We start from the raw sequence: 18,199 nt of genomic DNA, 5'->3' as shown, positions 1-18,199 counted from the left end.
CACGGACCCTCGTGGCGCGCGAACGCCCGCTCTACCCTTGAATCATGGGTGACCCGCTCGAACCTCCGGAGGGTGTGCCCGACGGTGGTTCAGGTAACGAGGACGAGTACCGGTCCGTCGTCTTCGACGAATCGTTCGTCCGGGCTGCCCGGATCCAGGAGCTCTCGGCCCGGGAGCGGATGGGCGGCGGGTACGGGCGGTCGGCGGTCCGCCGGCGCGGGCTGGTGGGGAGCCTGCCCCGCCAGGCGCTGGCCCTGATGCTGGTGATCGTGGTGGCCTTCGCGGCCGCGGTGTACTTCGGGCTCTCCACCCCGCAGCCCCGGGCGACCCAGCCGACCGGGAACCAACTGACCGTCAGCCTGGTGGCCCTGGTGCCGAGTTCGGCCGTCACCCCGGTGGCGGACCGGCAGGCCCCGTTCGCCGGGCTGTCCGCCGACTACCGGGACGGCGCGGCCGGGCTGGCCGCGCCCGGGGGTTCGGCCACCGCCCACTTCACCAAGGCCGAGGTATCCCGGGCGCTGGCCGTGGTCGAGAAGTACCTGACCGTCTCGGCCCTCGACCCGGCGGTGCTGACGGGCCGGGGCGGCACCGAGGCGGTCCGCCGGCTGCTCACCGCGGGGGAGCAGGACCAGTTCGACCAGAGCCTGGCCACCCCCAGCGACGACCAGCACCACGCCGCGACCGGCTGGCTGGTCCGCTTCGACCCGGCCGAGGTGGCGCTGGCCACCGAGACGGTCAAGGCCGTCGGCGCGATGCGGGTGGACGAGGCGGACGCCGGGACGCTGGAGATCGGCACCGACCACACCTTCGTCTACGCGCTGCGCGCGGCGGACGAGCCCTCCGGCCCGGTCACCCTGCACACCGTCCGCCGGGCGCTCCGCTTCGAGCTGGACCGGGCGGACCTGGCCGCCTCCCGGGTCCGGGTCGTGGACTCGGTGCTCCAGGCCGGGCCGACCGCCTGCGGCACCCGGCTGGCGGCCCACCTCCAGCCGCTGCTAGGCGGCTCCGTCCCGCCCCCGGCGACCGATCCGGGCGACCACGCCCAGCCGGCCTGGACGCTCTGCGCCCCGCTCAAGCGGTGACGGGCCCGGGGGCGGACGGCCCCCGGGCCCGGGCGTTCACTCGCCGTCGGAGCGCTCCGCGCCGCCGGCGGCGGTGGGCTTGCCGGTGAAGGTGTCCCGGAGCTTGCCGCCGACCGTGCCGACGCCGCCGGCCACGTCCCGCAGCAGGCCCATCAGCGGGTCCTTGCTCTCCTTGACCGACTTGGAGTACGACTCGGCGGCCGCCTTCCACTGCTCGCCGACCGAGGTGTCCGGGTCGTCGGCCCGGCGCGGGTAGGCCCCGGCCAGGATCGAGCGGTACTCGTCGCTCTCCGACCACTTCTTCAGCTGGGCCGCCCGCACGACCGCGAAGGGGTGGGTCTGCGGCAGCACCTGGAGCAGCTTGATGACGCCGTCCCGCAGGTCGCCCGCCTTCTCGTACTCCTCGGCCTGCTCCAGGAAGGCGTCCACGTTCATCTCGGCCAGGTGGTGGCCGCCGGCCAGCTTCATCAGCCCGCGCATCGAGGCCTGCAGGTCCTGACCGGCCAGCAGACCGGCCCGGTCGCAGGAGAGTTCGGCCTTGCGGAACCACTCCTTGAGCGCGGTGATCACGGCGGTGATGGCCAGGTTCCCGAGCGGGATCCAGGCGATCCGGGTGGCCACGTTGGTGAGGATCAGCAGCATGGTCCGGTAGACCGCGTGGCCGGACATCGCGTGCCCGACCTCGTGGCCGATCACGGCCCGCAGCTCCTCGGCGTCCAGCAGCTCGACCAGCCCGGTGGTGAGCACGATGATCGGGGTGTCCATCCCGATGCACATCGCGTTCACGGTCGGGTCCTGGGTGACGTACAGGTCCGGCACCTTGTCCAGGTCCAGCACGTAGGCCGCGTCCCGCACCATCGCGTGCAGCTCGGGGAACTGGCGCTCCGAGGTCTTCACCGCGGTGGCCAGGAACATCAGCCGGACGCTGCGCTCGGAGACCAGTCCGGCCAGCTTCTTCAGCACGTCGTCGAAGCCGGTGAGCTTGCGGAGCGCGACCAGGGCGGACCGGTCGGCCGGGTGCTCCCAGGCCCGGGTGGAGATCCCGGGGAAGCGCTGGCGGCGGCGGTCCGGCGTGCTGTCCTTGGTCATGTCGGTCATCTGCTGAGTACCTCCTGGGTCGTCGCCGGCACCGGCTCTCGCCCGGCCCCCGCTTGCTGTCGGTCCAACGTCCGTCTGCGTGTACTCGTCCCCGTCGGCCACCCTACGCCGGGGCCGCCGTCCGTCCCGCGCCGTAAGCGGGTCTACCCTGAGGGTCGAGCCGCCCGGACCGAGGAGAGACCCCCCGATGAACCCCGCCACCCTTGCCCAGCTGGCCGCGCCGATCTCCAACGAGTCGGGCCCGGGCCTGTTCCTGCGCATCATCCTGGTGGTCAGCGTGGTCGGCGTCGGCCTGATCGGCTGGGCGATCGCCCGGGCCAACCGGAACAACTGACCTCCCGTCCGCCCGGCCGGAGACCTCCTGCCGAGGCGTCAGACGCGGTGGGGCGGCGCGCGGTTGCGCGTAGGGGCCCCGTACGATGAGCCGGTGGGCCGCCCCCGGCCCGCGCACTGGCCCCCTCACCGACTCGAGAAGGTCCTGCCGACCATGAGCCACATCGCACTGCCCCTCCTGACCCAGCTGGCCGAAGGCGGCAGCGAGGGCGGCAACCACGAGAGCCTGAGCCCGTACCTGACCGGCGGCGCGGGCCTGTTCATCCTGCTCCTCCTCCTCTACATCACCACCCGCTTCAACCGCGACCGCTGAGCCGCGGCAGCGCGCTCCGCGCGGCCGGGCGGGCTTGCCCGGCCGCGACGGGCTTCGCGTAAGGTGTGGCGGCATGGGACAGCAGGCCAAGGCCGCCGGTGAGCGGGCACGCAAGCGCCTCGGCGTGATGGGCGGCACCTTCGACCCGATCCACCACGGGCACCTGGTCGCCGCGAGCGAGGTGGCGAGCGCGTTCCACCTGGACGAGGTGGTCTTCGTGCCGACCGGGCAACCGTGGCAGAAGAGCGACCGGCACGTCACCCCGGCCGAGGACCGCTACCTGATGACGGTCATCGCCACCGCCGAGAACCCGCAGTTCTCGGTCAGCCGGATCGACATCGACCGCGAGGGCCCCACCTACACCGTGGACACCCTGCGCGACCTGCGGGCCCAGCACCCCGACGCGGACCTGTTCTTCATCACCGGAGCCGACGCGCTGGCCCAGATCATCTCCTGGCGCTCCTCCGACGAGCTGTTCGAGCTCGCCCACTTCATCGGCTGCACCCGGCCCGGCCACATACTCTCCGACGCCGGCCTGCCGGCCGGCGGCGTCTCCCTGGTCGAGGTGCCCGCACTGGCCATCTCCTCCACCGACTGCCGGGTCCGGGTCGCCAAGGGCGCACCGGTCTGGTACCTCGTCCCGGACGGTGTCGTCCGGTACATCCACAAGCGGGAGCTGTACGCGCGAGGGGGTACGGCGTGACGGGTGAGCAGCAGGGCGGCGGGCAGCAGGAGTGGTACCCGCAGGACCCGTACCAGCAGCAGCCGCAGGTCTACTACGACGCCTACGGCCAGCCGCAGTACGTCCAGCCGGAGCAGCAGCAGGCGTACGTCCAGGACCCGTACCAGCAGCAGTACTACCAGCAGCCCCAGCAGCCGCAGCAGCCCCAGTACTACGACGGCTACGGGCAGCAGCAGGCGTACGTCCAGGACCCGTACCAGCAGCAGCAGTACTACCAGCAGGCCCAGCCGCCCCAGCAGCAGCCGGCCCCCGTCCAGCCGGTGGCCCCGCCGCCGCCCGTGGTGCCGCAGCAGCCCGAGCCCGTGCCCGCGCCGCCGCCCGTCGCGCCCCGGCCCGCCGCCGCCCGCCCCGCCGCGCCGCAGCCCGCGACGTCCAAGCCCGGCGCGCCCAAGGCCGACCGGGACTACCCGACGGGTGAGTTCACCTTCGTGGACGAGGAGGTGGACCAGGCCGAGGACGTCATCGACTGGCTGAAGTTCGCCGAGTCCCGCACCGAGCGCCGGGACGAGCGCCGCCGCAAGCTGCGCACCCGGGCGATCGGCGCCCTGCTGGTGCTGGCCCTGGCCGGCGGCGGCACGGCGGGCTACCTGTGGTGGAAGGGCGACCTGGGCGGCTCCAGCGCCGCGGCCAAGGCGGCCGGCGGCCGGACCGTCAACGTGCTCCACCTGAAGGACCGTCAGGGCAAGGTCTCCACCGCGCTGCTGGTCAACGACCAGTCCGGCCAGAAGGCCAGCGTGCTGCTGCTGCCGGACGTCCTCAAGCTGCCCAGCACCGGTGACTCCGCCACCGAGCCGCTCGGCAAGTCGATGGACGTGCTCGGCGCGGCCGCCACCCGGGAGGGCCTGGCCACCGTGCTCGGCGCCCCGGTCGCCGGGACGTGGCGCCTCGACACCCCGTACCTGGACCGGATGGTGGCCCAGCTCGGCTCCATCAAGGTGGACACCAACGCCGTGGTGAAGGACGCCAACGGCAAGGAGCTGGCCCCGGCCGGGAAGAACGTCACGCTGAGCGGCCCGGCCGCCGTCGCGTACGCCACCTACCAGGCGCCCGGCGAGGCCACCGAGGCCCAGCTGGCCCGCTTCGGCCAGGTCATGGACGCGGTGCTGAAGGTGATGCCGACCGAGCTGAAGGACGCTCAGGACACCGTCCGCCGGGTCGGTTCGGTGCTCGACCCCTCGCTGCCCGAGGCCGCCCTGGGCGGGGTGCTGGCCCAGCTGGCCAAGCTCGACCAGAGCGGCAAGCTGACCGTCTCCACCCTCAAGGTGCAGCCCGACGGCACCCTGGACGAGGCCACCGCCGGCGCCCAGGTGAAGGAGGTGCTGGGCGGCACGGTGAGCAAGGCCAAGGCGGCCGACGCCACCACCCGGGTCAGCATCCTCAACGCCAGCGGCAGCGACGACGCCGCCACCACCGCCGCGATCCAGGTCACCAACGGCGGCCTGGAGGTGCTGCCGACCGGGGCCAAGGCGCCGGTCCAGCCGGCCAGTGAGGTCCGCTACACCGACGACGCCAAGCAGGCCGCCGCCAAGTCGCTCGCCACCGCGCTGGGCTTCAAGGAGGACGCGGTGAAGAAGGTCACCGGCACCCAGAACGCCGACGTGGTGGTCGTGCTGGGCAAGGACTTCACGGCCCCCAAGCAGTAGCGGTCCGCCGCCGCCCCCGGTTATCCCACGGGGGCGGCGGCGGTTCGTGAGATCCTGGAAGGCGAATCCCAGACAGCCGACCGGAAGTACAACGTGACTGCCACCGAGCACAGCCAGAACCTGATCAACGTCGCCGCCCAGGCGGCCGCCGACAAGCTGGCCCACGACATCATCGCCTTCGACGTCAGCGAGGTGCTGTCGATCACCGACGCCTTCCTGATCGCCTCGGCCGCCAACGACCGCCAGGTGAAGTCCATCGCCGAGGAGATCGAGGACCAGCTGCGCGAGCAGCTGGACATCAAGCCGGTCCGCCGCGAGGGCGAGCGCGAGGGCCGCTGGATCCTGCTGGACTACCTGGACATCGTGGTGCACGTCCAGCACTCCGAGGAGCGCTCCTTCTACTCGCTGGACCGCCTCTGGAAGGACTGCCCCGAGCTGCCCATCCCGGAGGACGCGCTGGCCACCCGCAACCGGCCCGAGAGCGTGCTGACCGACCTGGCCGGCAACGCCACCGGTGACGCCGAGGCCGCCGAGGTCACCGAGGACGAGAGCTGAGCGGCAAGGCGCGGGGCCCGCGCATCGTCTTCTGGCGGCACGGCCAGACCTCCTGGAACCTCGAGAACCGCTTCCAGGGCAGCACCGACATCGAGCTGACCGACCAGGGCGTCTTCCAGGCGCAGCGGGCGGCCAAGCTGCTGGCCGGGCTCAAGCCCGACCTGCTGATCTCCTCCGACCTGAAGCGGGCCCGGCGCACCGCCGCCGAGCTCTCCAAGGTCACCGGCCTGACGGTGGACCACCACGAGGGCCTGCGGGAGACCTACGCGGGCCAGTGGCAGGGCCTGACGAACAGTGAGATCCAGGCGCGCTTCCCCGAGGAGTACCAGGCCTGGGCGATGGGCGAGCCGGTCCGCCGCGGCGGCGGCGAGCTGAGCACCGAGGTGGCCGACCGGTCCGTCCCGGTGGTGCTGGCGGCGGTGGAGAAGCTGCCCGAGGACGGCACCCTGGTGGTGGTCAGCCACGGCGGCACCATCCGCACCATGCTCGGGCGGCTGCTCGAGCTGGAGCCGGCCCAGTGGGAGCGGTTCGGCGGGCTCTCCAACTGCTGTTGGTCGGTGCTCGGCCCGGGCGTGCGCGGCTGGCGCCTGCTGGAGCACAACGCGGGCACGCTGCCGCAGCCGGTCATCGGCGACGAGACCTGAGGCAGGGGCCCCGGACCGGGCCGGATTTCGCAGTTCCGGCCCTGACCAGCTAGAGTCTTCCTCGTTCGCAGGAAAGAACGCCGACCGGAAGGAAGGCGGGAAGTCCTCCGGGTGCGGGGCTGTAGCTCAGTTGGTAGAGCGCTTGCATGGCATGCAAGAGGTCCGGGGTTCAATTCCCCGTAGCTCCACTCCGCATCGAACGGTCCGTCAGGTCCGTGCGGCACGCGGGGCTGTAGCTCAGTTGGTAGAGCGCTTGCATGGCATGCAAGAGGTCCGGAGTTCAATTCTCCGTAGCTCCACAACGACACGAAGGCCGTCTCCCTCCGGGAGGCGGCCTTCTGCGTGCTCCGGTGGCCCCCCGGCAAAGCGTTTTGGGACTGGGCCGGAGAGCGTGTAAAGTTACGGGTGTCGCCGGGGGAAACGCCGGAAAGACGCGGGGCTGTAGCTCAGTTGGTAGAGCGCTTGCATGGCATGCAAGAGGTCCGGAGTTCAATTCTCCGTAGCTCCACAGAAGGAAGAGGGCCCCTCCCGGGATCGGGAGGGGCCCTCTTCCGTTTACCCGATCGCGGCGCGACCTCCACACCGGCCCGGTACCGTCTGGGCCATGGCCGACCTGGAGCGCAGACGCAACGAGGAGCTGGCGCGCATCCTGCACCAGCTCGGCTGGAACCCGGAGCGGCTGGCCCGCGAGGTCAGCGCGGTGCTCCCGGCCGGCCTGGCGATCAGCTCCACCGCGCCCTACAAGTGGCGGGACCGCGGCATGGTGCCGCGCAGCCCGCACGACCAGACGGTCTGCGAGGTGCTCGGCGGGGCGCTCGGCATCGCGGTCACCTACGAACAGCTCTGGGGCCGGATGGGCAGCGGCCGGGGAGCCAAGACGCTCTCGCCCCGCCTGCTCACCGACCCGTGGACGGCCGACACCGCGCAGACCGCGCTCCGCGAGGCCGGGGCCGAATCCGGCCCGGTCCGGCTGACCGACCTGTTCCGCGGCGACGAGCTCCTCCAGGCCGCCAAGGACTGGGCCTCGCCGCCGCCCGAACTGACCGGCGGCGAGGGCGCGCTGAGGATAGCCGCCGAGCAGCTGGCCGACCTGCGGCTCGGCTACGAGAGCCAGCAGCGACTGGAGCGGGCGTACGGCGGCGGCCTGATCCTCACCCTGGCCAGGGCCGAGCTGGACGTGATCGGCAAGCTGCTGGAGCTGGGCGCGTACGACGAGGCGCTCGGCCGGGAGCTGTACGGGGCGGCCAGCCGCACCGCCCGGCTGGTCGGCTGGGCCAGCTACGACCTGGGCAACGACGCGGCCGCCCAGCGGGCCTTCGTCGCCGCGCTGCGCGCCGCGCACGTCAGCGGGGACCCGCGGCTCGGGGTCAGCGTGGTCGGCTGCCTGGCGGTGCAGGCCACCTACGCGTCCGGCGGGCGGGGCCTGGACCCGGTCGCCATGCTCTCCACCGCGCTGCGCGCCGCCGACGAGGTGCTGACGCCCCGTGAGCGGGCGCTCCAGCTCGGCCGGATCGCCCGCGCGCACGGCCGCAAGGGCGAGCAGATCAGCGCCGAGGCGGTGGCCGAGCGGGCCTTCCGGGCGCTGGAGGAGGAGCCGGGGCAGGTCCAGGAGCGGGCCGACCTGGAGGGGATGGTCGGCGAGGCGCACCTCTTCCTCGGCGACCACGAGCAGGCGCAGCGGCTGCTGGCCGGGGCGGTGGCGGTGCTGGCGCCCGAACGGGCCCGGGCGAAGGCGCTGCTGATGGTCCGTCTGGCCGGGTCCTACCGCCGGACCGGGGACCACGAGGAGGCGGCCCGCACCGCCGACGGTGCCCGGCGGCTGGCGGCCGGCATGCAGTCGGACCGGGTGGCGCGGGCGCTGCGGGAGTTCGACCAGCGGGCCTGAGGGGTGCTCCAGGGGCCTGTGACGGGTTCCTCGGCGGGCCTGAGCGGGCCTCCGGTGGGTCGAGGGGTGCTCAGGAGCGTCCGCGAATACCTTGACAGCCGCCCTTGGGCGGTGCGGTACCCTGTTGGCCATGCGAACCGTGCGCCTGCTTCTTAGCCGGCCGCGCTGACCAGAGTCGGCCCGAGGGCCGGAGTCGGCGTGGCGTCCCCTCCTGCGAGGGGCTTTTTTGTTTTCCGAAGCCGGCTGTTCGCGCCGTTCGCGCACTGAGACCCAGATGGAGCCCGAAGGACCATGAGCGAGACGACCCCCGCCGCGGCCGAGGCCGCCGCCACCGAGCCTTACCGCTACGGCGCCGCGCTGGCCGCCGAGATCGAGTCCCGCTGGCAGGACGTCTGGGAGAAGGAGGGGACGTTCGACGCCCCCAACCCGGCCGGCACCCTGGCCGACCCGTCGGCCGGTGACGTGGTCGCCAAGCCGCACAGCTTCATCATGGACATGTTCCCGTACCCCTCGGGCGCGGGCCTGCACGTGGGCCACCCGCTGGGCTACATCGCCACCGACGTGTTCGCCCGCTACCAGCGGATGACCGGCCACAACGTGCTGCACACCCTGGGCTACGACGCCTTCGGCCTGCCCGCCGAGCAGCACGCCGTCGCCACCGGCCAGCACCCCCGGATCACCACCGAGGCGGCCATGGACAACATGCGCCGCCAGCTGCGCCGCCTGGGTCTGGGCCACGACTCCCGCCGCTCGATCGCCACGATCGACCCGGAGTACTACCGCTGGACCCAGTGGATCTTCCTGCAGATCTTCGACTCGTGGTACGACGAGGCGGCCGCGAAGGCCCGTCCGATCGCCGAGCTGGTCGCGCAGTTCGAGTCCGGCGAGCGCGAGGTCCCGGGTGGCCGTGCCTGGGCGTCGCTGTCCGGCACGGAGCGGGACGAGCTGCTGGGCGAGTACCGGCTGGCGTACTCCAAGGAGGTGCCGGTCAACTGGTGCCCCGGCCTGGGCACCGTGCTGGCCAACGAGGAGGTCACCGCCGACGGCAAGTCCGAGCGCGGCAACTTCCCGGTCTTCAAGTCCAACCTGCGCCAGTGGATGATGCGGATCACCGCGTACTCCGACCGCCTGATCGCCGACCTGGACCTGCTGGACTGGCCCGAGGCGATCAAGCTGCAGCAGCGCAACTGGATCGGCCGCTCCGAGGGCGCCCGGGTCGAGTTCGGCATCGACGGCGACAAGATCACCGTCTTCACCACCCGCCCCGACACGCTGTTCGGCGCCACCTACATGGTGCTGGCGCCCGAGCACGAGCTGGTCGACGGCATCGTCCCGGACGCCTGGCCGGCCGGCACCCACGAGGACTGGAAGGGCGGCGCGGCCACCCCCGCCGAGGCCGTCGCCAAGTACCGGGCCGAGGCCGCCGCCAAGTCCGACGTCGAGCGCCAGGTCGACGCCAAGGTGAAGACCGGCGTCTTCACCGGTGCCTACGCGACCAACCCGGTCAGCGGCGCGCTGGTCCCGGTGTTCATCGCCGACTACGTGCTGATGGGTTACGGCACCGGCGCGATCATGGCCGTCCCGGCGCACGACTCCCGCGACTTCGCCTTCGCCCGCGCCTTCGACCTGCCGATGCGCTGCGTGGTGCGCCCCACCGACGGCCGCTCCGAGGACCCGGCCGAGTGGGACGAGTCCTTCGACAGCTACGACTCGGTGATCGTCAACTCCGCCCACGGCGACCTGTCGCTGGACGGCCTGTCGGTGGTCGAGGCCAAGGCCGCCGTCACCGCCTGGCTGACCGAGCGCGGCATCGGCGAGGGCACCGTCAACTACCGCCTGCGCGACTGGCTGTTCAGCCGCCAGCGGTACTGGGGCGAGCCCTTCCCGATCGTCTACGACGAGGACGGCGTGATGCACGCGCTGCCCGAGTCGATGCTGCCGGTCGAGGTCCCCGAGGTGGAGGACTACTCGCCGCACACCTACGACCCGTACGACTCGACCTCCTCGCCGAAGACCCCGCTGTCGCGGAACGAGGAGTGGGTCAACGTCGAGCTGGACCTGGGCGACGGCCCGAAGAAGTACCGCCGCGAGACCAACACCATGCCCAACTGGGCGGGTTCCTGCTGGTACGAGCTGCGCTACATCGACCCGTCCAACGGCGAGAAGGTCGTCGACCCGGCCAACGAGCAGTACTGGCTGGGCCCGACCGAGCAGAAGCCGGGCGGCGGCGCCGACCTGTACGTCGGCGGTGCCGAGCACGCGGTGCTGCACCTGCTGTACGCGCGCTTCTGGCACAAGGTGCTGCACGACCTGGGCCACGTCTCCTCGGTCGAGCCGTTCCACAAGCTGTTCAACCAGGGCATGATCACCGCCGACGTCTACCGCGACGCCCGGGACTTCCCGGTGCCGGCGGCCGAGGTCGAGGAGATCGACGGCGAGTTCTTCTGGGAGGGCGAGAAGGTCCGCCGCGAGGCGGGCAAGATGGGCAAGTCCCTGAAGAACGCCATCGCACCGGACGACTTCGCCGACGAGTACGGCGCGGACACCCTGCGCCTGTACGAGATGTCGATGGGCCCGCTGGACGTCTCCCGCCCGTGGGACACCCGCGCGGTGATCGGCTCGTACCGCTTCCTGCAGCGCCTGTGGCGCAACATCGTCTCGGAGACCACCGGCGAGCTGGTGGTCACCGAGGAGGAGGCCGACGAGGCCACCCTGCGGGTGCTGCACAAGACCATCGACGGCATCCGCGGCGACATGGCGGGCCTGCGGTTCAACACCGCGGTGGCCAAGGCCATCGAGCTGAACAACCACCTGGTCAAGCGCGGCTCGACGCCCCGTCAGGTGGCCGAGCAGCAGGTGCTGATGATCGCCCCGCTGGCCCCGCACATCGCCGAGGAGCTGTGGCGCCGCCTGGGCCACGAGGGCTCGCTGGCGTACGTCGACTACCCGGTGGCCGACCCGGCCTACGTGGTGGACGAGACCGTCACCTGCGTGGTCCAGATCAAGGGCAAGGTCCGGGCCCGGCTGGAGGTGGCCCCGGCCATCACCGACGCGGAGCTGGAGGCGCTGGCGCTGGCCGACCCGGCCGTGGTCGCGGCGATCGGGGACGCCCCGGTGCGCAAGGTGATCGCGCGGGCGCCGAAGCTGGTCAACATCGTCACCGGCTGACGCTGACGATCCATCGGGGCCGGTCCTCGGGGTTTCCCTGAGCTGTCCCTGATCTCTCCTCACGGACCCCTACGACGAGGGCTCCACGGCAACCCGTGCGGTTACTGTGGAGCCCTCGGTCGGTCTCCCGGAAGGTGGCTCGTGATGGACGCGCTCGGCGTGGTGGTCGGCCTCGGTGTGCTCTTCGTGGTCGCGCTGCTGATCATGATCACGGTCGGTGCGGTGAAGGCCGGCAAGGCCGCCGCCCGGAAGCTCTCCCAGCAGGAGGCCAACGCCCGACGGGCCATCGAGAACGCGACCTTGAAGGCCAAGACCTTCGCCAAGCCCGGGGCGCCTGGCCAGATCTCGGCCGTCCGGCTCGCGCTGCGCACCGCCCTCGACTCCACCCGCAAGGTGCTCGCGGCCGGCCTCGCCGAGGACTCCCAACTCGCCGAGTCCCTGCAGCTGTTGACCAGGCTGGACGCCCACGCGGCCGAGCTCGACGGCGAGTTGAAGGCGCTGGAGCTGGAGCCCGACGCCGGGCGGGTGGCCGACAAGCTGCCCGCGCTGCGGGAGCGGGCCGAGCGGATCACGCACGCCGCCGAGTCGATGCGGTGGGCGGCCCAGGACCGGATGCAGCGCTTCGCCGACGACGAGCTGGCGCGGCTCGCGGACGAGTGCGAGACCGAGGCGGGTGCGCTGCGGCACTGGGATGCGGCAGGGCCGTCCTCGGGGGCCTCGGCTCGCTCTGCCTCCTCTGCTGGGACGGCCGGGGCGGCGGGGGCGGCCAAGGCGGCCGGGACGGAGCGGAAGGCGATCAGCAACGACCGGCCGGCCACCGCCGAGCAGTTGCTCGGGCTGGCGGTCGACCTGACACAGCGTCTGCGGAAGTCCTGACCTCCGCGGCGGCCCTCTCCAGGGGTTCGGACGTCCCCCGGGTGTCCGTGGCGGGGAGGGGGGAGTAACCTCCGCCTCATGTCCCGCCGCATCGCCCTCCTGACCGACTCCACGGCCTACCTCCCCGAGGAGGCGGTCGACCGGCACCGGATCGCGGTGGTCCCGCTGAGCGTGGTGGTCGGGGACGAGGTGCTCGCGGACGGCGTGGAGATCTCCCCGAAGGACGTCGCCGAGGCCCTGCGGGCCAAGCAGCGCGTCACCACCTCCCGGCCCAGCCCCGAGACCTTCGCCGAGGCCTACCGGGCGGCGGCCGAGGCGGGCTTCGAGGCCGTCGTCTCCGTGCACATCTCCGCCGAGCTCTCCGGCACCGTCGAGGCGGCCCGGCTGGCGGCCGCCGAGGCTCCGCTACCGGTGGAGGTGGTGGACAGCCGACTGGTCGGGATGGCACTCGGGCACGTGGTGCTGGCGGCGGCGGAGGCGATCGCGGCGCTGCAGGACGGGGCGTCCGGGGCGGCGGGCGAGGCCGGGGTGGCCGGCGTGGCCGGGGCGTCCGGGAATGTGGCCGACGACCTCGCGGCGGTGGTCGCGGCGGCCTCCGGGCGGGCCGCGCGGACCAGCGGATTCTTCTACGTGGACACCCTGGAGTACCTGCGTCGGGGCGGCCGGATCGGTGCGGCGCAGGCCCTGCTCGGCTCCGCGCTCTCCGTCAAGCCGCTGCTGCACCTGTCGGGCGGCCGGATCGAGCCCTTGGAGAAGGTCCGCACGGCCTCGCGGGCGATCGCGCGGCTGGAGGAGATCGCCGTGGAGCGCGCGGGTGCGGACGAGGTGGACATCACCGTGCACCACCTCGCCGCGGCCGACCGGGCCGAGCCCCTGGCGGAGCGGCTCCGGGCCCGGGTGCCCGGGCTGCGCGAGCTGACGGTGCTGGAGGTGGGGGCGGTGATCGGTGCCCACGTCGGGCCCGGACTGCTCGCAGTGGTGGTCGCGCCGCGCTGAAACTCCCTCGTTCGAGGGAACCCGGTTGTCCACAACCCCGGGTTTTCCACAGGCTGGTGACGCTCTCTCAACGGGGTCGGCGGCCGCGCCTACGGTCCTGGCCATGAGAACGATGACGCCGGGCGCGGCCCGCCGACGCGAGACCACCGAGACCGTCCGTGGCCGGGTGGCCCACCTCTTCCTGCCCCCGGGGCCGCATCCCGAGGAGGAGCGGGCGGACTCTCCGACGGCGGTGTGGTCCGAAGCCTGGGACACGCCCCTGCCGTCCCGGTCGGCGGCGTCCGTGCGCGGTGGGCCGCCAGGGGAGGGCGAGGCAGCCGGGGGCGGCAGGGTGGTGGGGGAGGGCGGTCTCGTAGGGGAAGGTGGGGCGACGGGGCGTCAGGGGCGCCCGCGCGCCGGGCCGGAGGGTGCCGCGCCCGGGGCCGCCGGTGCGGTCGGGCGTCGGCTCCCGGGGGTCCTGCTGTTCGACCGGCGGGCGGTGGCCGGGCTGACCGTGCTGCTCCTGCTGGCCGTCGGCTACGCCGTGCAGCACTTCTGGCTCGGCCGTCCCGGCCGGGTCGCCGTCCCTGCGGTGGCAGCGGTCGTCGCCGCCTCCGCACCGTCCTCGGTCCGGCCGGGCGCGGGGTCGGGTACGGGGTCGGGTGCGGGGGCGCCTACTCCGCCGACGGGCCCGACCGTGGTGGTCGACGTCGCCGGCAAGGTCCGCCGGCCCGGCCTCCGTACGCTGCCCAGCGGGGCCCGGGTGGCGGATGCCCTCACCTCGGCCGGCGGCCCGCTGCCGGACACCGTGACCGACGGGCTCAACCTGGCGCGGGTGCTCACCGACGGCGAGCAGATCCTGGTCGGCGGCGCCCCGGCCGGCGCCGGTCTTCCGGCCGGGGGAGCCACCCCCGCCGTCGGCCCGCTCAGCATCAACCAGGCCACCCGTGAGCAGCTGGACGCCCTGCCCGGGGTCGGCCCGACCCTGGCCCAGCGGATCCTGCAGCACCGTCAGGAGCACGGCCCGTTCCGCTCCCTGGACCAGCTGCGCGAGGTCAGCGGGATCGGCGAGCGGAAGTTCGCCGACCTCCGTGCCCTGCTCACGCTCTGAGCCCGCCCGCCCGCGTGCGGCCGGCCACCCCCACAACCAGCCGAGCCCAGCTGACTGACCGTCACCGGCAGAGGAGGTGAACCGATGCCCAGCACCACAACCGCCGCCCTCACCCGCCGCACCGCCACGGAGTCCGCCGCACCGCCGCCCGATCTGCGCCTGCTGCTCCCCACCGCGGTGGTCTGGGCGGTCACCGCCACCGTGCTGGGCCTCGGTCCGGACCACCGGCCGTACCTGCTCGGGGGAGCACTCCTCCTGGCCGGAGCCGCAGTCCTCGCGCTGCGCAGCCCGCGCCGGGCCGGTGCCCTGCTCGCCGCCGTCCTGCTGGCCGCCGGGGCCGCGGCCGCCGTCACCACCCTGCACACGGCCGACCTCCAGCGCGGTCCGATCCCCGCCCTGGCCGCCAGGGCGGCCGGGCCCGCCGCGACGGACGCCCCGTCAGCTCCCGCCGACCCGGGCCACGTCCCCTCCGCCGCCGTCCCGCCCGTCCTGACCGCGGTCGAGCTCACGGTGACGGGCGATCCCGAGCCCCGCTCCTCACACGCCCGGGGCACCACGCCCGGCCAGGCCCTGTTGGTCGTCGAGGCCACCGTCGACCGGGCCGACGGCACCCGCACCCGAACCCCCGTCACCCTGATCGTCCGCGCCCAGGACGCCGGGGGCTGGCAGCAGGTGGTCCCGTCCACCCGGCTGCGCACCCAGGCCAGGGTGCTGCCCGCCGCCGAGGGGTACCGCAGCACGGCGGCCGCCCTGGTGGTGCAGGGCCGGCCGCAGCTGTTGGAGGGGCCCGGCGCCGCCCAGCGGGTGGCGGCCCGGTTGCGGGCCGGGCTGCGGGACGCCAGCGACCATCTGCCCACCGACGCCCGGGGGCTGCTCCCGGGCCTGGTGGTCGGCGACACCACCCGGCTGCCGCCGGAGCTCGTGGAGGCGTTCCGGGCCACCGACCTCGGCCATCTGACCGCCGTTTCGGGAGCGAACCTGGCCATCGTGCTGGCCGTCCTGACCGGGGCCTCGGCCGCCGTGAGCACCTCCGGCCGGGGCGGGCTGGCCGGGCTCGTCGGCCTCCCGCTGCGCACCACCGCCCTGCTCGGAGCCGTCCTGACGCTGGCCTTCGTGACGGTCTGCCGACCCGAGCCGAGCGTCCTGCGGGCCGCCGCCACCGGTCTGGTCGGCCTGCTCGCCCTGGCCACCGGCCGCCCCCGGCAGGCGCTGCCCGCGCTCGCCTCCGCCGTTCTGGTCCTGCTGCTGGTCGACCCGTACCTGGCGCGCTCCTTCGGCTTCCTGTTCTCCGTGCTCGCCACCCTCGGCCTGCTCACCCTCGGCCCGCGCTGGACGGCCGCGCTCCGGGCCCGGGGCTGGCCCGAGCGGCTGGCCGGGGCCGTCGGCGCCACCGCCGCGGCGCAGGCGCTCTGCGCCCCCGCCACCATCCTGCTGGCGCCCCGGATCAGCCTGGTCGCGATCCCGTGCAACCTGCTGGCCGAGGCGGCGGTGGCACCGGCCACCCTGCTCGGCTTCGCGACCCTCGTCCTCGCACCGCTGGCCCCGGCGCCGGCCCGCTTCCTGGCCGACCTCGCCGCGGTGCCGACCGGCTGGCTGGCCGCCGTGGCCCGGCGGGGCGCCGCCCTCCCGGGAGCCCAACTCGACTGGCCCGGTGGCCTGTTCGGGTCCCTGCTGCTGGCGGTGGCGACACTGGCCCTGGTCTGGGCGGCCCGCCCGTTCGGCCACCGCAGCCGCCCCCGCACCCTGCTCGCGGCGGTGCTCCTGCCCGCTCTGCTGCTCGCCCTGCTCCGGCCGCCGTCCCTGGTGCGGATGGCCACCGGCTGGCCCCCGGAGGGCTGGCGCTTCGTCATGTGCGACGTGGGACAAGGCGACATGACCGTCTTGCCGGTGCCGGGACAGCCCGGAAGTGCGGTGGTGGTGGACGCCGGGCCCGATCCCACGGCCGCCGACCGGTGCCTCCGCCAACTCGGCGTCACGGCCGTCCCGTTGCTGATCCTCAGTCACTACCACGCGGATCACGCCGAGGGGCTCCCGGGCGTGCTGCGCGGTCGCTCGGTCGGTGCCCTCCAGGTGACCACCCTGGACTCGCCGCCGGGCGAGCGGGCCCGGGTGCTGGCCTGGGCCGCCGCCGCGCAGGTGCCCGTGCTGACCGCACGGCAGGACGAGCGGCGCACCGCTGCTCCCGGCCTCTCCTGGCAGCTGCTCTGGCCCGTCGAGCCGTTGACCCCGGCCACGCCGGGGGCGAACAACGCCAGCATCGCCCTGCTCGCCACCGTCGGCGAACCGCCCGAGGCCCTGCGGATCGCCCTGCTCGGCGATCTCGAACCGCCCGCCCAGGCCGCCCTGCGAGCCCGAGCCGAGCTGCCCCGGGTGGACGTCCTCAAGGTGGCGCACCACGGATCGGCCCATCAGGACTGGGAGTTGGCCGCCGCCCTGCACCCCCGCCTGGCCCTGATCTCCTGCGGCGAGGGCAACCCGTACGGCCACCCGTCGGCCCGGACCGTGGCCCAGCTCGCCGCACTGGGGGCCACCGTCCTGCGCACCGACCGGGCCGGAGCCGTCGCGGTCCTCGGCACCCGCGACACCCTGCACGCCGTCACCCGGGGATCCGGCGCCACCGCCCGTGGTGCCCCTGTGCACGGCACCCCCACCCCCGCTCATGGCGCCGACGGTGACGGTGACGGCGTGCAGGGTGCCGCGGGGTCACCCGGCGGGGCTGAACCGCTCCGTCCCCACCACCCGCAGCAGTTCCAGGTGGTTGATGTCCGCCGTTCCGGGCGGCGGCGTGAAGATCAGCAGTCGCTGGTCCTCGCCGGGTGTGAGCAGGGTCTGGCAGTCGAGGTTGATCGGCCCGATGGCCGGGTGGTCGACCCGCATCCGGCTGGTGCGCCGGACGGCCACCTCGTGCAGCTCCCAGAGCTCGCGGAACTCCTCGCTGGCCTCGGAGAGCCGCTGCACCAGCGCGGTCGAGGCCGCGTCCCCGGCCCGGCGGGCCACCGCCGCCCGCAGGTCGGCGACGTGCACCCGGCCGAGCCGGTCGTGCTCGTCGGCCGGGTAGGCGGCCCGGACGGTGGGGTCGGTGAACCAGCGCCAGACCACGTTCCGCTGGTCCTCCCGGATCGAGCAGACGGTGCCGAAGAGGGCGCTGGCCATGTCGTTCTGGGCCAGCACGTCACCCAGGTCGCTGAGCAGTTGGGCCGGGGTCTCCTTGAGCTGGTCGAGCAGGTAGAGCAGCCCGGGCTGGATGAAGGTGCCGTACTGGCGCCCGGCCGGCGGCCGCTGGCCGGCCAGCAGGTAGAGGTGGTCGCGCTCGTCCTCGCTCAGCCGCAGCGCCCGGGCCAGCGAGGCGAGGATCTGCGGCGAGGGCTGCGGGCTGCGGGCCTGCTCCAGCCGGATGTAGTAGTCGGCGGACATCCCGGCGAGCTGGACGACCTCCTCGCGCCGCAGCCCGGGGGTGCGGCGCCGGGAGCCGGCCGGCAGACCGACGTCCTGCGGGTTGATCCGCTCACGGCAGCGGCGGAGGAAGTCGGCGAGTTCGCGGCGGTCCATGTCCATGCGGTCCATGATCGCGGCTCGGCTGACGGGGTGCCAGGGATTCCCGGTCCCACCCTGGTTGGGCCGGCGCCGGCCGGGTCGGAGCCCTGGCGGGCGCTTCGGCGGCCGCTTCGGCGCGTGGCCTCCCCGGCGGGGGCCCCCCCGGGGGGGGGGGGGGGCCCCGGGGGGGGGGGGGGGCCCGCCCCCCCCCCCCCCACCCGACAGACACACCGATAAAAA

Annotated in this window: 14 protein-coding genes, 3 tRNA genes and 1 pseudogene; 16 read left to right on the top strand and 2 right to left on the bottom strand. The window is 73.8% G+C overall.

Annotated features, from left to right (window positions below; all coding sequences use genetic code 11):
* The first annotated feature begins 44 nt into the window (after positions 1-44).
* Positions 45-1,082 carry an SCO2583 family membrane protein gene (locus ACWEPF_RS21575; RefSeq protein WP_452173802.1) on the top strand — a complete coding sequence of 346 codons (1,038 nt, stop codon included), beginning with the start codon at positions 45-47 and terminating at the stop codon, positions 1,080-1,082.
* Between the two features lie 36 nt (positions 1,083-1,118).
* Here the strand turns inward: ACWEPF_RS21575 and ACWEPF_RS21570 are convergent, their stop codons facing one another.
* Positions 1,119-2,180: a M48 family metallopeptidase gene (locus ACWEPF_RS21570; RefSeq protein ID WP_452173801.1), complete on the bottom strand. Its 1,062-nt coding sequence runs from the start codon at positions 2,178-2,180 to the stop codon at positions 1,119-1,121.
* A gap of 187 nt (positions 2,181-2,367) precedes the next feature.
* Between ACWEPF_RS21570 and ACWEPF_RS21565 the strand changes: the two genes are divergently transcribed.
* From ACWEPF_RS21565 to ACWEPF_RS21495, 15 genes and pseudogenes are all read left to right on the top strand, one after another.
* Positions 2,368-2,514, top strand: coding sequence for a hypothetical protein (locus tag ACWEPF_RS21565; RefSeq protein WP_345282397.1), 147 nt, complete (start codon positions 2,368-2,370; stop codon positions 2,512-2,514).
* Positions 2,515-2,667: 153 nt separating this feature from the next.
* Entirely contained in the window at positions 2,668-2,826 is a 159-nt protein-coding gene (locus ACWEPF_RS21560) for a hypothetical protein (RefSeq protein WP_345282399.1), read from the top strand.
* A 73-nt stretch (positions 2,827-2,899) separates the two neighbouring features.
* On the top strand, positions 2,900-3,529 hold the full coding sequence (gene nadD / locus ACWEPF_RS21555) for a nicotinate-nucleotide adenylyltransferase (protein WP_345282401.1): 630 nt from the start codon (positions 2,900-2,902) through the stop codon (positions 3,527-3,529).
* Positions 3,526-5,211 (top strand): LytR C-terminal domain-containing protein, encoded by a 1,686-nt coding sequence (locus ACWEPF_RS21550; protein WP_452173800.1) that lies wholly within the window; start codon positions 3,526-3,528, stop codon positions 5,209-5,211. Before nadD ends, ACWEPF_RS21550 begins: the two co-directional genes overlap by 4 nt.
* A 93-nt stretch (positions 5,212-5,304) precedes the next feature.
* Positions 5,305-5,766: a ribosome silencing factor gene (gene rsfS, locus ACWEPF_RS21545; protein ID WP_452173799.1), complete on the top strand. Its 462-nt coding sequence runs from the start codon at positions 5,305-5,307 to the stop codon at positions 5,764-5,766.
* Positions 5,763-6,410, top strand: a complete 648-nt coding sequence (locus ACWEPF_RS21540) for a histidine phosphatase family protein (protein WP_345282494.1) — start codon at positions 5,763-5,765, stop codon at positions 6,408-6,410. The genes rsfS and ACWEPF_RS21540 overlap by 4 nt, the downstream gene beginning before the upstream one ends.
* A gap of 115 nt (positions 6,411-6,525) precedes the next feature.
* A tRNA-Ala gene (locus ACWEPF_RS21535) sits at positions 6,526-6,598 on the top strand.
* A gap of 38 nt (positions 6,599-6,636) precedes the next feature.
* Positions 6,637-6,709 (top strand) — tRNA-Ala (locus ACWEPF_RS21530).
* Between the two features lie 136 nt (positions 6,710-6,845).
* A tRNA-Ala gene (locus tag ACWEPF_RS21525) sits at positions 6,846-6,918 on the top strand.
* Between the two features lie 96 nt (positions 6,919-7,014).
* Positions 7,015-8,295: a hypothetical protein gene (locus ACWEPF_RS21520; RefSeq protein ID WP_452173798.1), complete on the top strand. Its 1,281-nt coding sequence runs from the start codon at positions 7,015-7,017 to the stop codon at positions 8,293-8,295.
* A gap of 291 nt (positions 8,296-8,586) precedes the next feature.
* A complete protein-coding gene (gene leuS, locus ACWEPF_RS21515; RefSeq protein ID WP_345282409.1) occupies positions 8,587-11,463 on the top strand; it encodes a leucine--tRNA ligase in 2,877 nt (958 codons plus the stop codon).
* 144 nt (positions 11,464-11,607) lie between these two features.
* Complete coding sequence (locus tag ACWEPF_RS21510; protein ID WP_452173797.1) at positions 11,608-12,339, top strand: hypothetical protein; 732 nt, start codon at positions 11,608-11,610, stop codon at positions 12,337-12,339.
* A gap of 78 nt (positions 12,340-12,417) precedes the next feature.
* Positions 12,418-13,335: a DegV family protein gene (locus ACWEPF_RS21505; RefSeq protein ID WP_452173796.1), complete on the top strand. Its 918-nt coding sequence runs from the start codon at positions 12,418-12,420 to the stop codon at positions 13,333-13,335.
* 103 nt (positions 13,336-13,438) lie between these two features.
* Positions 13,439-14,425: a helix-hairpin-helix domain-containing protein gene (locus ACWEPF_RS21500; RefSeq protein ID WP_452173795.1), complete on the top strand. Its 987-nt coding sequence runs from the start codon at positions 13,439-13,441 to the stop codon at positions 14,423-14,425.
* An 84-nt stretch (positions 14,426-14,509) separates the two neighbouring features.
* Positions 14,510-16,486: pseudogene (locus tag ACWEPF_RS21495) on the top strand (ComEC/Rec2 family competence protein); the annotation flags it as partial.
* 642 nt (positions 16,487-17,128) lie between these two features.
* Here ACWEPF_RS21495 and ACWEPF_RS21490 read toward each other — a convergent pair.
* Positions 17,129-17,974, bottom strand: coding sequence for a helix-turn-helix transcriptional regulator (locus ACWEPF_RS21490; RefSeq protein WP_452173837.1), 846 nt, complete (start codon positions 17,972-17,974; stop codon positions 17,129-17,131).
* Positions 17,975-18,199 lie beyond the last annotated feature (225 nt).

It is taken from the genome of Kitasatospora sp. NPDC004289 (genome assembly GCF_053602875.1).
The sequence above is the reverse complement of the archived record's forward strand: the minus strand, read 5'-3'. Positions and strand labels throughout refer to the sequence as shown.

Bases quoted from the DNA above. Each gene is read 5' to 3' on its own strand.
- ACWEPF_RS21575 (WP_452173802.1), top strand. From the start codon at position 45: ATGGGTGACCCGCTCGAACCTCCGGAGGGTGTGCCCGACGGTGGTTCA.
- ACWEPF_RS21570 (WP_452173801.1), bottom strand. From the start codon at position 2,180: ATGACCGACATGACCAAGGACAGCACGCCGGACCGCCGCCGCCAGCGC.
- ACWEPF_RS21565 (WP_345282397.1), top strand. From the start codon at position 2,368: ATGAACCCCGCCACCCTTGCCCAGCTGGCCGCGCCGATCTCCAACGAG.
- ACWEPF_RS21560 (WP_345282399.1), top strand. From the start codon at position 2,668: ATGAGCCACATCGCACTGCCCCTCCTGACCCAGCTGGCCGAAGGCGGC.
- nadD (WP_345282401.1), top strand. From the start codon at position 2,900: ATGGGACAGCAGGCCAAGGCCGCCGGTGAGCGGGCACGCAAGCGCCTC.
- ACWEPF_RS21520 (WP_452173798.1), top strand. From the start codon at position 7,015: ATGGCCGACCTGGAGCGCAGACGCAACGAGGAGCTGGCGCGCATCCTG.
- leuS (WP_345282409.1), top strand. From the start codon at position 8,587: ATGAGCGAGACGACCCCCGCCGCGGCCGAGGCCGCCGCCACCGAGCCT.
- ACWEPF_RS21510 (WP_452173797.1), top strand. From the start codon at position 11,608: ATGGACGCGCTCGGCGTGGTGGTCGGCCTCGGTGTGCTCTTCGTGGTC.
- ACWEPF_RS21505 (WP_452173796.1), top strand. From the start codon at position 12,418: ATGTCCCGCCGCATCGCCCTCCTGACCGACTCCACGGCCTACCTCCCC.
- ACWEPF_RS21500 (WP_452173795.1), top strand. From the start codon at position 13,439: ATGAGAACGATGACGCCGGGCGCGGCCCGCCGACGCGAGACCACCGAG.
- ACWEPF_RS21490 (WP_452173837.1), bottom strand. From the start codon at position 17,974: ATGGACCGCCGCGAACTCGCCGACTTCCTCCGCCGCTGCCGTGAGCGG.